The organism is Streptomyces albus subsp. chlorinus (assembly GCF_013302895.1).
In the GTDB taxonomy this organism is placed as follows: Bacteria; Actinomycetota; Actinomycetes; order Streptomycetales; family Streptomycetaceae; genus Streptomyces; species Streptomyces chlorinus.
Genome location: NZ_VJOK01000001.1, coordinates 3,334,049 through 3,346,910 on the forward strand (window position 1 = coordinate 3,334,049; position 12,862 = coordinate 3,346,910).

The following is a 12,862-nucleotide window of genomic DNA, read 5'->3' on the forward strand; positions in this document are numbered from 1 at the left end:
CCACGAGCGAGCGGGGGCGTGCGCCGGAACGCGTCGACCGCCGCTGAATGTATCTGCACGGACGCCCTCTGCAACAGGTCAATCGGACGAGAATTCTGGGCACGGCTGATCGGAAATAACGCCTCAACTGCGGTGGGAGCGGGGCAAGTCGGGCCAGGCATACGGGGTCAACACGACAATTGCGACCGCGTTTTCGCCTTCGACTTGTCGCGTTGCTGACACGCTCCGGTTCGCCGCCGGCAACCGGCCGGGAAGTCATGCGGGGAAACGCGAGAGAACTTCCGTCACTCTACCGTCTCCCGGAACACGGAATCGCCCCTCCCCGGCCGGGCCGGAAAGGGGCGATCGCGCTGGTGCGGGCGGGCGCGGACGCTACCGGCGGGTCACCGGCGGGTCCGCGCGGCGGCGGCTCACCCGCCGGCCACCGCCGGGATGATGGAGACGCCCGCGCCGTCGGGCGTCGGGGTCTGCAGCCCCTGTTCGAAGCGGACGTCGTCGTCGTTGACGTAGACGTTGACGAAGCGGCGCAGCTTGCCCGCGTCGTCGAGAACCCGGGCGCTGATGCCCGTGTGGTTCTTCTCCAGGTCGGCCAGGACCTCGGCGAGGGTCGCGCCCTCGGCGCTGACCTCGGCCCGGCCGTCGGTGTAGGTCCGCAGGATGGTGGGAATCCGGACGTTAACGCTCATGGTGTCGTCTTCTTCCTGACGTCGGTGGGAGCCGCGGGGGCCGGACGGGTGCGGTCAGGCCAGACCGGCGGCACGGAAGGCGTCGAGGCTGGGCCGGATCAGGGCCGTGGGCCGCGCCGTGGGGGCCACGGCGTCGAGCGTCTTGAGGCCGTCACCGGTGTTGAGCACGACCGTGGTGAGGGTCGGGTCGAGCGCCCCCGCCTCGATCAGCTTGCGCGTCACGCCCAGTGTGACGCCACCGGCCGTCTCCGCGAAGACCCCCTCGGTCCGCGCGAGCAGCTGGATGGCGTCGACGATCTGCGCGTCGTCGACGTCCTCGACGGCGCCGCCGGTCCGCCGGCAGATGTCGATCACGTACGGCCCGTCCGCCGGGTCCCCGATGGCGAGGGACTTGGCGATGGTGTCGGGCTTCTTGACCGGGCGGACCGCGTCGGTGCCCTCCTTGAAGGCACGCGAGACCGGCGAGCAGCCCTCGGCCTGGGCCGCGAAGATCCGGAAGGGCCTGTCCTCGACGAGCCCGAGCCGGATCAGCTCCCGCAGCCCCTTGTCGATCTTGACGAGCTGGCAGCCGGAGGCGACCGGGATGACGATCTGGTCGGGCAGCCGCCAGCCGAGCTGCTCGCAGATCTCGTACGCCAGCGACTTGGAGCCCTCGGCGTAGAACGGGCGCAGGTTGACGTTGGTGAAGCCCCAGCCCTCGCCGAGCGGGTCGCCGATCAGCTCGGAGCAGAAGCGGTTCACGTCGTCGTACGTGCCGTTGATGGCGACCAGCTCGCCACCGTAGACGGCGGCCATCACGACCTTGGACTGCTCCAGCCCGTCGGGGATGAACACGCAGGAGCGCAGCCCCGCGCGGGAGGCGGCGGCGCCCACCGCGCCGGCCAGGTTGCCGGTCGAGGAGCAGGAGAGCGTGGTGAGGCCGAAGGCGCGGGCGGCCTCCAGGGCGATGGCGACCGGGCGGTCCTTGAAGGAGTGGGTCGGGTTGCCGGAGTCGTCCTTGACGTAGAGCCCGCCGGTGACCCCCAGCTCGGCGGCGAGCCGGTCGGCCTTGACCAGCTGGGTGAAGCCGGGGTTCAGGTTGGGCTTGTCCGCGACGTCGGCGGGCACCGGCAGCAGCGGGGCGTAGCGCCACATCGAGGCGGGCCCGGCCTCGATGCGCTTGCGCAGGCCCTCCGGGTCACCGGTGGGGAGTTCGTAGGCGACCTCCAGCGGGCCGAAGCACTCCAGGCAGACGAAGCTGGGGCCGAGCGGGGTGCGGGTGCCGCACTCGCGACAGGAGAGGGCGACCGCGGCACCGAGGTCGAAAGGGGAGCCGCCGGTCTTCTCGGCGGCGTCGGGAGTCGTGCTGTCCGCTGCAACTGTTTGCACAGCCATGTGAGGCGAGGCCCTTTCTCCTCATCTTCCCCGTGTCGTATCTCGCCACGGGCCGGAATTGGCACCGTCCCCACGAGGCGGTCTCGCCTGGAAGTCCGCGTACACGCGGATCGCGGGATGGTTGCCGGGGCTTCAACGGGCCGTTCCCTCTGCCCCTCTGGATGAGCTGCACTATGGGCACCGGGCGGCCGCGGGGCCGCTCGGGCATGTGACGCCGGGGCCCCCGAGATGCGGAGGTCACCTGCGTTGTTCAAGACTGTAACCGACGGCGGTCACGCTTGAGAGGGACGTCCGAACCGCGAGATGACGCACCGCCGAGGCCAGACGGACCACCCGGGACCCCCGTCGGACCCGGCCGGACTACAGGAAGGCGCGCACGTGCTCGATGAAGTGGGCCATTGGCTGCGGCGCCGCTCCTGGCGCGCCGCCGACCGGCCGCTGGAGGCGCTGCTGGCGGCCAAGCGACGCACCGGTACCACGGTCAGCGTGGTGCTGCCCGCGCTCAACGAGGAAGCCACCGTCGGCGACATCGTCTCGGTGATCCGCCGGGAGCTGGCCTCGCCGCACCCGGGGGCCGGCTCGGCGCTGGTGGACGAGCTGGTCGTCATGGACTCCGGCTCCACCGACCGCACCGGTGAGGTGGCGGCGGCGGCCGGTGCCACGGTCGTCCACCGCGACGAGGTGCTGCCCCGGGTGCCGGCCCGGCACGGCAAGGGCGAGGTGCTGTGGCGGTCGCTGATGGCGACCAGGGGCGACATCGTCTGCTTCGTCGACGCCGACTTGAGGGAGTTCTCTCCCGACTTCGTCACCGGCATCGTCGGCCCCCTGCTGACCGAGCCGGAGGTGCAGCTGGTCAAGGCGATGTACGACCGTCCGCTGCGGGACAGCCCCGGGGGCGGGGGCCGGGTGACCGAGCTGGTGGCGCGCCCGCTGCTCAATCTGCACTGGCCGCGGCTGGCCGGGATCGTCCAGCCGCTGGGCGGCGAGTACGCGGCCCGCCGCTCGCTGCTGGAGCGGCTGCCGTTCCCCGTCGGCTACGGGGTGGAGCTGGGGCTGCTGGTGGACGCGCTCGACCTGGTCGGCCTGGACGCGCTGGCCCAGGTCGACGTGGGGGTGAGGCTGCACCGCAACCAGGACGGGCAGGCACTGGGCCGGATGGCCACCGCCATCTACGCGACGGCGGAGCGGCGGATCGCCCGCGGCCCGGGTGCCGACGGGCACGGGGGCGCCCGCCGGGACGCCGACGGCCTGCTGACCGGCCGGTCCGGGGTGACGCCGCTGACCCAGTTCGAGCGCGGCGAGGAGGGGTCCTTCGTCCCCCGCTCCCACCTCGTGGACGCCGAGGAGCGCCCGCCGATGTGCACGGTGCCCGAGTACGGGCGGCGGCGGGTGGCGGCCTGAGGCGGCCGGTGACCGGCCGCCGGGGCGAGGCGTGTGGTGAGGCGTGTGGTGAGGCGTACGGCCACGTGTACGTTTGAGCGGATTCGCTCGCGGCTAGGCTCGGCGCATGGTCGCTGGAGCAACACCTCAGGGAGCATCGTCGTCGCACACGCCGGCACAGGTCCTCGTCGCCTCCAACCGGGGGCCGGTGTCCTACGCGCTGGAGGAGGACGGCAGCCTGACCGCCAAACGCGGCGGCGGCGGCCTCGTCTCGGGCCTGTCGGCCATCGGGCCCGAGGCGGACGCGGTGTGGGTGTGCGCGGCGCTGGGCGAGGGTGACCGCGAGGCGGCCCGGCGCACGGGAGGCCACCTGGAGCGCGGGGACACCGGCGGCCAGGCCGTGCGGATGCTCGACGTCCCGGCCACCACCTTCGAGGCCGCCTACCACGGCATCGCGAACTCGGTGCTGTGGTTCACCCACCACATGCTGTACCAGACCCCACTCGAACCCGCGTTCGATGTGGAGTTCTCCCGCCAGTGGGCCGCCTACGAGGCGTACAACGCGGCCTTCGCCGACGCCCTGGCCGAGGAGGCCGCCGAGGGCGCGGCCGTGCTGGTGCAGGACTACCACCTCACGCTGGTCCCCGGACTCCTCCGGGAACGCCGCCCCGACCTGCGGATCGGCCACTTCTCCCACACCCCCTGGGCGCCCGCCGACTACTTCCGGCTGCTCCCCGACGACATCGCGGAGCGGGTGCTGCGCGGCATGCTCGGCGCCGACCGCGCCGCGTTCCTGACCGCCCGCTGGGCCCGGCTGTTCGCGGAGTGCTGCGAGCGGGTGCTCGGCGCCTCCGTCGGCGGCACGGGCCCGGCGCTCTCGGTGACCTACCAGGACCGCACCACCCGGATCGGGGTGCACCCCCTGGGCGCGGACGGTGACTTCCTGCGCGAGCGGGCCCACCGCGACGACGTCGCCGCGAGGATGGAACAGCTGCGCGCGCAGATCGGGACGGCCCCCGACGGCAGCCGGCGCCGCACCATCGTGCGGGTGGACCGCACCGAGCTGTCCAAGAACATCGTGCGCGGGCTGCACGCCTACCGCAGGCTGCTCACCGACCACCCCGAGTGGCGCGAACGCGTCGTCCACGTCGCGTTCGCCTACCCCTCCCGGCAGGACCTCGCGCTCTACCGCGACTACACGGCCGAGGTCGGCCGGGTCGCCGAGCAGATCAACGCCGACTTCGGGGTGCCCGGGTGGACCCCCGTCGTCCTCCACGTCAAGGACGACTTCGCCCGCTCCCTGGCCGCCTACCGGATGGCCGACGTCGCGCTGGTCAACCCCATCAGGGACGGGATGAACCTGGTCGCGAAGGAGATCCCCGTCCTCTCCGAGCAGGGATGCGCCCTGGTCCTCTCCCGGGAGGCCGGCGCCCACGAGGAGATGGCGCCCGACGCCTTCTGCGTCAACCCGTTCGACGTGCGGGAGACGGCCGACGCCCTGCGGGCCGCCCTCGAACTGGACGCCGCCGCCCGCAAGGCCCGCTCCGAGCGCCTGGCCCGGACCGCCACCGCCCATCCCCCCACCCGCTGGCTCCTCGACCAGCTGAAGGAACTCGGCTCCTGAGGGGGCGAAGGTTCCGGCCGGGGAGCCGGGACGCCCGCTACAGCAGTCCGGCCAGCCCCCGCAGCCACTCCACCAGGCCCGCCGGTCCGCGCACCGTCACATCCGCACGGCGGGCGAGGTCCGGCACCGTCTCGTCGCCGGCCTCGGGGGCGCTGTAGAGGAGCAGCCCGCCCACGCCCTCCCGGCGGAGGGCGCCCACGGCGTCGTAGGCGGGCAGGTCCCCCCGGTCGTCCCCGGCGTAGACCACCGTGGTGGCGGCCCGTTCGCGGACGTAGCCGGTGAGGGCGGCGCCCTTGTCGACGCCGGGGGGCCGCAGCTCCAGCACCATGCGGCCGGGCTCGACGACGAGCCCGTGCCGCTCCGCGAGGGCGTACAGGGGGTCGCGCAGGAGGGCGAAGGCCTCGTCCGGGGAGGCCGTGCGCCGGGTGTGCACGGCGAGCGCCCTGCCCTTGTCCTCCGTCCAGGTGCCCTCGGGCGCCCCCGCTCCGTCGAGCAGGGCGGGGAGTTCCTCCCGTACGGCGGCGACCCCGGCGGGGGGTTCGGGGGCCCGCACCACCCCGTCGGCGGCGTCCCAGCGCTCGGCCCCGTAGGCGCCGAGCACGGTGAGGCCCTCCAGGCCCTCGGCCGCCGCGAAGCCGCCGTAGGCGACGGCGTCGGCCGCCGGACGCCCGGTGATCACGACGACGCCCGCCAGCCGTGGCGCGAGCCGGCCGAGCACCGGTACCGCCCCGGGGTGCGCCCGTGCGGCGCCCGGGTCGGCGACGATGGGCGCCAGCGTCCCGTCGAAGTCGAGCGCGAGCACGGCGCGCGCGGGGTCGGTGCGGAGCGCGGCGAGCCCCGCGCGCCCTTCTTCCGTCTCCGGTTCAGGAAGCGACATAGCCGCACCCTAACCAGGAGGCCCCCCGACGGGGACCGCCGACGGGGACAGTCGACCGGGACCGGCGGCGGATCAGCGGGTGCGGTCCCGGTGCGCCTGGCGGAGCCGCCGCAGGCGGTTGACCGTCACCGGGTCGTGCGCCAGGGCCCGCGGGTCGTCGAGCAGGGCGTTGAGGTACTGGTAGTAGCGCACGGGCGACATGCCGAGGCGCTCACGGATGGCGCGCTCCTTCTCGCCGGGCGAGGGCCAGCCGCGGGCGGCGAAGCCGAGAACGGCCCGGTCCTCGTCGGTGAGCCCCGGCACCCCGGCACCCCCGCCCTCCTCCGCGCCACCGCCCGCGACGCCGCCGGCGCCGCCCTCCCCGTCCCTGGCCTCGTCCCCGGCCTCGTCCCCGTCCCTCTCCCCGTTGCCGTCGCCGTGCGTACCGCTCATGCCCCAACCGTACGCACCGCCACCGACAGCCGCCGGGGCTACGACCCCGCCTTCTCCGCCGCGTCCGCCTCGCGCTGGAGCGCGGTGAGCACGCTCCGGGGGTCGCCGCCCTTCATCGCGGCCTGGCCGATCGTCTTCTTCAGACCGGCGGTGGTGCCCGCCCAGGACACCTTGCCGACGGGGTAGAACTCGGCGCTGGAGAGCTGGTCGAGGAACGGCCAGAGCTTCTTCTGCTCCTCGTCGGCCCGCATCCGTTCGGAGGCGCTGGTGGTGACGGGCAGCAGCCCGTACTGGGAGACGAAGTCGTAGTGGTTCTTCTCCTCGTAGACGAAGGAGAGGAACTTGCCGCACTCCTCGCGGTGGCCGTGCTCGCGGAAAGCCATCATCCAGTCGGCGACGCCGAGGGTGCCCTCGGCGGGACCGCCCCGGCCGGGCAGCTTTCCGGTGCCGTAGGAGATGCCCTTCTTGTCGGCCTGCTGCATCAGGGTGGGGTGGCCGTTGAGGACGGCGACCTCGCCCGCGGTGAAGGCGTCGAAGAGTTTCTGCCGGTTCACACGCTGGGGGTCGGGCTCGGTGTACCCCGGGGTGACGAGGTTGTCGCGCAGCCACTCCATCGTCTCGATGTTCTCGGGGGAGTTGATGGTGTAGTTGCCGACGCTGTCCACATAGGAGCCGCCGTTGCCGAGCATCCACATCAGCGCCTCGCCCTGCGCCTCCTCGGGGCCGAGGGGCAGACCGTAGGGGATCTTCACCCCGGCCTGCTTGAGGGTGCGCGCCGCCGACTTCAGCTCGTCCCAACTGCGGGGCGGCTTCTTCGGGTTCAGCCCGGCCTTGGCGAAGAGGTCCTTGTTGTAGAAGAGGACGCGGGTGCTGGCCACGAACGGCAGCCCGTACTGGACGCGCCGCACCTCGCCCGCCTCCGCCAGCGAGGTGAGGAACTCGGCCTGGGCGGGGATGGGCAGCAGCTCGCTGACCTTGTAGAGCTTGCCCTCGGCCGCCCAGTTGGCGTACGAGTCGACCTGGGCGAGGTCCGGCGGGTCACCGGCGTCGACCATGTCCGTGAGCTTCTTGCCGATCTCGTTCCAGCTGTGGACGGTGACATCGACCTTGATGCCGGGATTCTCGGCGGCGAAGGCGTCGGCGAGTTTCCGCCAGTAGACCTTCGAACTGTTGTGGGCACCCGGACTTCCGTAATCCGCGGCGACCAGGCGCAGCGTGACATCGGCGGATCCCGGGCCCTTTCCGCAACCGGTCAGCGCGGGCACCCCCGCCGCTCCGACCGCACCGGCCGCGGCCATCCCCAGGAAACGACGCCGTCTCATTCTTCTCCACACCCCTGTCGAGACCCTGCGAACCTCAGAACGTTCTCCGGACCCCCTGGCGCCTCGGGCCTCCCGCGCCACTCCGGCACCACCAACCCCGGTCCGTCGGTCGGGAGTCTCTCTCCGCGCACCCCGGACCGTCTACAGGTGCTCGATACCGGTACGGAATCAGGTTGGCTTCCGTTCGGGCTCCGGAAAGAAAAATCCGGAAACGGACGTTCCAGCCCCCTTCTTGGAGAAGTTCTCCGGGGAACGGACCTTCCGGCCCCCTCCCGGAGAAGTTCTCCGGGGGAGCAGCCCGGAGAAGACCCCGAGAAGTTCCCCCGGAGAAGACCCCCGAGAAGACTCCCAAGAAGATCCCCGGAAGAGTGGACTAGACCTTTACAGTGCTCTCGCGGGAGACTGTCCCGCGTGAGTACCCCTGACGAGGCCCCCACCGCACCCGCCGTGCCGTACGTCATCGCCCTCGATGTCGGCGGCACCGGAATGAAGGCCGCCCTCATCGGCAGCGGCAACGAACTGCTGCACGAGGCTCGCCGGGCGACCGGGCGCGAGCGCGGCCCCGAAGCCGTGGTCGAGGGGGTCCTCGACTTCGCCGCCGACCTGCGCGCCCTGGGCGTGGAACGGTACGGCACCGAGCCGTCCGCCGCCGGAGTGGCCGTCCCCGGGATCGTCGACGACGCGCGGGGCGTGGCCGTCTTCTCCGCCAACCTCGGCTGGCGGGACGTCCCCTTCCGCGCGCTGCTGAGCGAGCGTCTGGGCCGGGGCCGGTCCGCGGAGTTGCCCCCGCTGCCGGTGGCGCTCGGGCACGACGTGCGCACCGGCGGGCTCGCGGAAGGGCGCATCGGCGCGGGCGAGGGCGTGGACCGCTACCTGTTCGTGCCGCTGGGCACCGGCATCGCGGGCGCCATCGGGATCGGCCGCAGCGTCGAGCCGGGCGCGCACGGCAGCGCGGGGGAGATCGGCCACATCGTCGTACGCCCCGACGGCCCGCCGTGCGGCTGCGGTCAGCGCGGCTGCCTGGAACGGCTCGCCTCCGCCTCCGCGGTCGGCGCCGCGTGGGCCGAGGCCAGCGGCGACCCGCGGGCGACGGCCGCGGACGCCGCCAAGGCGGTCGAGGCGGGCGACCCGCGCGCCCGGAAGGTGTGGGCGGAGGCCGTCGACGCGCTCGCCACCGGCCTGGTCACGGGACTGACCCTGCTCGACCCGCGCACACTGATCATCGGCGGTGGCCTCGCCGAGGCGGGCGACACCCTCTTCGAACCGCTCCGGGAGGCGGTCCGCGAGAAGGTCACGTTCCAGCCACTCCCGGCCATCGTGCCCGCGGCGCTCGGGGATGCCGCGGGCTGCCTGGGCGCGGGGCTCCTCGCCTGGGACCTACTCTCCGCGGAGGTTGCGAGCCGATGAGCAAGCGAACGGTGCTGACCGGTGCCCGGGTGGTGCTGCCCGACGGGGTGCGCGAGGACGGCAGGCTGACGGTGGAGGGCACCACCCTCGTCGCCGACGGCCCCGGCACCTCGCCGTCCGGTGGGACGGGCGCCCCTTCCGCTACCGGGCCGCAGGACCCGCCCGCCGCCGGGCCCGGAACGGAGACGCTCGATCTGACCGGCCACTGGATCGTGCCCGGTTTCGTGGACCTCCACGTGCACGGCGGCGGAGGCGCGTCCTTCTCGGCCGGCACCCACCAGGAGTCGCTGACCGCCATCGACACCCACCGCAGGCACGGCACCACCACCATGGTCGCCTCCACGGTCACCGGCGACCTGGACGACCTGTCCCGGCAGGCCGGCTCGCTGAGCGAACTGGCCGAACAGGGCGACCTGGCGGGCGTCCACTTCGAGGGCCCGTTCATCTCCTGCAACCGGCGCGGAGCCCACGAGGAGTCGCTGCTGCGCGACCCCGACCCCGCCGATGTGCGCAAGCTGCTGGACGCCGCGCGCGGCCGTGCCGTGATGATGACGCTGGCCCCCGAACGGAGGGGCGGCCTGGAGTCGGTGCGGCTGCTGGCCGACAGCGGGGTGATCGCCGCCATCGGGCACACCGACGACGGCTACGAGGGCACCCGCGAGGCGATCGAGGCCGGAGCGACGGTGGCCACGCACCTGTTCAACGCGATGCCGCCGCTCGGCCACCGGCAGCCAGGACCGGTGGCCGCCCTGCTGGAGGACGAGCGGATCACCGTCGAGCTGATCAACGACGGCGTCCATCTGCACCCCGCGGCGCTCCAGTTGGCGTTCCGCGCGGCGGGCCGGGACCGGGTCGCCTTCATCACCGACGCCATGGGCGCGGCGGGCATGGGGGACGGCCGCTACCCGCTGGGGAACCTGGAGGTCGAGGTGCGGGACGGGGTGGCCCGGCTGGTCGAGGGCGACTCGATCGCGGGTTCGACACTGACCCTGGACCAGGCCTTCAAGCGCGCCGTCACCATCGACGGGCTGCCCGTCACCGACGCGGTCGCCGCACTGTCCGCCAACCCCGCGCGGCTACTGGGCGTGGCCGACCGGGTGGGCTCGCTGGAGCCGGGCAAGCTGGCCGACCTGGTGGTGCTGGACGAGAACTTCGACCTGGCCGGAGTCATGCGCCACGGCACCTGGGTGGTGCCGGTGCACACCCCCTGAGCTGGTACGGGGGGTCGCCCGGTGGCGCTTCCAATGGCATGATCGCTCGCGCGGCCGGTAGAGCCGTGGTGTCGTTTGTTCTGGATTGTGTGTGATGAACCGTTGTCCGACGGGTGAGGGTGGTGCGCGCTGGTGATCCTGACCGTCACGCTCAATGCCGCTCTCGATCTGACCTACCGCGTGCCCCATCTGGTGCCGCACGCCTCCCACCGGGTGCGCGAGGTGACCGAGCGCCCTGGCGGCAAGGGCCTCAACGTGGCGCGGGTCCTGGCGGCGCTGGGCTTCGAGAGCACCGTCACCGGCTTCGCCGGCGGCGAGACGGGCCGTGTCCTGCGCACCCTCCTGGCGGCCGACGCCACACCCCCCGCCGGGAGCGGCACGGCCCCCGTCACCGACGCGCTGGTCCCCGTCGCCGGGCAGACCCGCCGCACCGTCGGCGTGGTCGACGAGTCGACCGGGGACACCACCCAGTTCAACGAACCCGGCCCGCACGTCACCCCCGAGGAGTGGGAGACCTTCCTCGTCGCCTACCGCGAGCTGCTGGGCGGCGGAGCGGTCGCGGTCGCCCTGTGCGGCAGCCTGCCGCCGGGGGTGCCGGTGGGCGCGTACGCCACGCTCGTGCGGGAGGCCCGTACGGCACGCGTCCCCGTGCTGCTGGACACCAGCGGCGAGCCGCTGCGCCGAGGGCTGGCCGCCCGGCCGGACATCATCAAACCCAACGCGGAGGAGCTGGCCGGGATCACCGGCACCGCCGAGCCGCTGCGCGCGGCCCGCGCGGCCCAGCGGCGGGGTGCCCACGCCGTGGCGGCCTCGCTGGGCGCGGACGGAATGCTGCTGGTCACCCAGGACGGCACCTGGAGCGCCGCGGTGCCCGAGCGGCTGGCGGGCAATCCGACGGGCGCCGGCGACTCGGCGGTCGCCGGGCTGCTCTCCGGGCTGGCCGAGGGCCTGCCGTGGCCCGACCGGCTGGCCCGCGCGGTCGCCCTGTCGGCGGCGACGGTGCGCTCCCCGGTGGCAGGCGAGTTCGACGAGCCGACGTACGCGACGATGCTGCCGTCGGTGCGGGTCCGCCAGTCGGAAACGCCCTGAGCCCACCCCTCGCGGGGCGCGGTCCTCAGGGCCCCGGACGGGCGTCGCCGCCCGGCGCTCAGGACACCGGACGTCGCCCGGTGTCCTGAGCGCCGGACTCGGGAGCTGGGTGCCAGGCTTCGGGTGCTGAGTGCCGGGCTTCGAATGCTGGTGCCGGACTTGGGAGCTGGTGCCGGCTTCGGGGCGGCCTGGGTTCCGGGCTTCGGGCCTGAGTGCCAGCTTCGGGGCCTGGGTGCCGGGCTCGGGAGGGGCGTCGGGGCCCCACGGGCGCGGGCCCCGGCGGCACGCGCCGCGGGGGCTCCCGGCGTCTCACGGTGGCGGCTTCCCGCCCCCCGGGGGGGCCGAGGTGCTTCCGGGAGCCTGGCCCGGGGTGCCTCCCGGGACCCGGGGCTACTCCCGGCCCGGGGCTACTGCCCGGCCCGGGCTACTTCCAGCCCTTCTCCAGCCAGACCTGGTCGAGGTTGACGTCGCAGTTGTTGCCCGCCTCGCAGGAGATCTTGATGTTGTTGCGGCCCTTGGTGAGCTGGATGTTCGACCAGGTGTTCTGCCAGCCGTGCTCCCAGTCGCCCTCCTCCGCCCCGGAGAAGTTCTTCATCCGCAGCGGCCGGCCCTCGGGCTTCCCGTTGATGGTGAGGGTGGCGTCCGCGTCCTTGCCGGGCACGCCGTAGCGGACGTGGAGGGTGTACTTCCCGGCGGCGGGCACGTTCTTCAGATCCCAGGTGACCGAGGCGCCCTGCTGGTTCATTCCCCCGACGTAGGCGCCGCCCTGGCCCTTGGCGCCCCGCACGTCCTTCGACGCGGTGGCGCCCCCGCCGAGGGTGAGGCTGGCGGCGTCCTCCTTGGGCATCGTCCCGGGGGCGGGCTTGTGGTCCGGCTTCCCGTCCTTCTTGCCGCCGTCCTGCTTGCCGCCCTGGCCGTCCTGCTGGCCGTTGCCGGTCTCCTTGGCCTGCGGATCGTCCGAGTCGCCCTGGTTGAAGACGATGGCGGCGCCGATCCCGATGACCACGGCGGCCACCACGGCTATCGCTCCGACCAGCAGACCGGTGCGGTTGCGGCCCCCGCGGCCGTAACCACCCGACTGGGCACCCTGCTGGCGGGCCGCCGCGCGCCCGCCCGGCACCGTCTCGGGTGCCGCGTAGTGCGGGCTGGGCTGCTGGTGGGACGGGGGCGGGGGCTGCTGGGGGTAGCCGTAACCGGAACCCTGCTGGGGGTAGCCGTAACCGGAACGCTGCTGCTGCGGGTAGCCGTAGCCGTACTGGCGCTCGCCGACCGCGCGGACCTGGTTGAAGGAGCGGCGGGGGACGCCGGGCTGCTGACCGGGCGGCGCGGACTGCTGACCGCCTCCCTCCTGCCGGTACAGGTACGCGAACGGGTCCTCGTCTCCCCCTTCCGGCGCGGCACCCGTGCCCTGGTTCTCGGCAGTCATCCCCTCACTCCCTACTGCGTCAGGTATCCGGGCG

11 protein-coding genes and 1 riboswitch are annotated in these 12,862 nt (G+C 73.4%); of the genes, 5 read left to right on the top strand and 6 right to left on the bottom strand.

Annotation, left to right across the window (positions count from 1 at the left end):
* Positions 1 to 410 precede the first annotated feature (410 nt).
* Both FM076_RS14850 and thrC read right to left on the bottom strand, forming a co-directional pair.
* Positions 411 to 686 (bottom strand): MoaD/ThiS family protein, encoded by a 276-nt coding sequence (locus FM076_RS14850; protein WP_173871044.1) that lies wholly within the window; start codon positions 684 to 686, stop codon positions 411 to 413.
* A 54-nt stretch (positions 687 to 740) separates the two neighbouring features.
* Complete coding sequence (gene thrC / locus FM076_RS14855; RefSeq protein ID WP_173871046.1) at positions 741 to 2,060, bottom strand: threonine synthase; 1,320 nt, start codon at positions 2,058 to 2,060, stop codon at positions 741 to 743.
* Positions 2,061 to 2,078: 18 nt separating this feature from the next.
* Positions 2,079 to 2,228, bottom strand: a riboswitch (SAM riboswitch).
* 210 nt (positions 2,229 to 2,438) lie between these two features.
* Between thrC and FM076_RS14860 the strand changes: the two genes are divergently transcribed.
* Both FM076_RS14860 and FM076_RS14865 read left to right on the top strand, forming a co-directional pair.
* Positions 2,439 to 3,461 carry a glucosyl-3-phosphoglycerate synthase gene (locus tag FM076_RS14860; RefSeq protein ID WP_173871048.1) on the top strand — a complete coding sequence of 341 codons (1,023 nt, stop codon included), beginning with the start codon at positions 2,439 to 2,441 and terminating at the stop codon, positions 3,459 to 3,461.
* Positions 3,462 to 3,567: 106 nt separating this feature from the next.
* Positions 3,568 to 5,064: an alpha,alpha-trehalose-phosphate synthase (UDP-forming) gene (locus tag FM076_RS14865; protein ID WP_173871051.1), complete on the top strand. Its 1,497-nt coding sequence runs from the start codon at positions 3,568 to 3,570 to the stop codon at positions 5,062 to 5,064.
* Positions 5,065 to 5,101: 37 nt separating this feature from the next.
* Here the strand turns inward: FM076_RS14865 and otsB are convergent, their stop codons facing one another.
* From otsB to FM076_RS14880, 3 genes are all read right to left on the bottom strand, one after another.
* Positions 5,102 to 5,941, bottom strand: a complete 840-nt coding sequence (gene otsB / locus FM076_RS14870) for a trehalose-phosphatase (RefSeq protein WP_173871053.1) — start codon at positions 5,939 to 5,941, stop codon at positions 5,102 to 5,104.
* A gap of 72 nt (positions 5,942 to 6,013) precedes the next feature.
* Positions 6,014 to 6,373, bottom strand: coding sequence for a DUF3263 domain-containing protein (locus FM076_RS14875; RefSeq protein ID WP_173871055.1), 360 nt, complete (start codon positions 6,371 to 6,373; stop codon positions 6,014 to 6,016).
* Positions 6,374 to 6,411: 38 nt separating this feature from the next.
* Positions 6,412 to 7,695 carry an extracellular solute-binding protein gene (locus tag FM076_RS14880; RefSeq protein WP_173871057.1) on the bottom strand — a complete coding sequence of 428 codons (1,284 nt, stop codon included), beginning with the start codon at positions 7,693 to 7,695 and terminating at the stop codon, positions 6,412 to 6,414.
* 447 nt (positions 7,696 to 8,142) lie between these two features.
* Here FM076_RS14880 and FM076_RS14885 point away from each other — a divergent pair, with 447 nt between their 5' ends.
* From FM076_RS14885 to FM076_RS14895, 3 genes are all read left to right on the top strand, one after another.
* On the top strand, positions 8,143 to 9,102 hold the full coding sequence (locus FM076_RS14885) for an ROK family protein (RefSeq protein WP_173874751.1): 960 nt from the start codon (positions 8,143 to 8,145) through the stop codon (positions 9,100 to 9,102).
* Positions 9,099 to 10,313 carry an N-acetylglucosamine-6-phosphate deacetylase gene (gene nagA, locus FM076_RS14890; protein ID WP_173871059.1) on the top strand — a complete coding sequence of 405 codons (1,215 nt, stop codon included), beginning with the start codon at positions 9,099 to 9,101 and terminating at the stop codon, positions 10,311 to 10,313. The genes FM076_RS14885 and nagA overlap by 4 nt, the downstream gene beginning before the upstream one ends.
* A gap of 132 nt (positions 10,314 to 10,445) precedes the next feature.
* Positions 10,446 to 11,402 (top strand): hexose kinase, encoded by a 957-nt coding sequence (locus tag FM076_RS14895; protein WP_173871061.1) that lies wholly within the window; start codon positions 10,446 to 10,448, stop codon positions 11,400 to 11,402.
* Between the two features lie 424 nt (positions 11,403 to 11,826).
* On the opposite strand, the gene FM076_RS14900 is transcribed toward FM076_RS14895, so the two are convergent.
* Positions 11,827 to 12,828, bottom strand: coding sequence for a hypothetical protein (locus tag FM076_RS14900; RefSeq protein ID WP_173871063.1), 1,002 nt, complete (start codon positions 12,826 to 12,828; stop codon positions 11,827 to 11,829).
* Positions 12,829 to 12,862 lie beyond the last annotated feature (34 nt).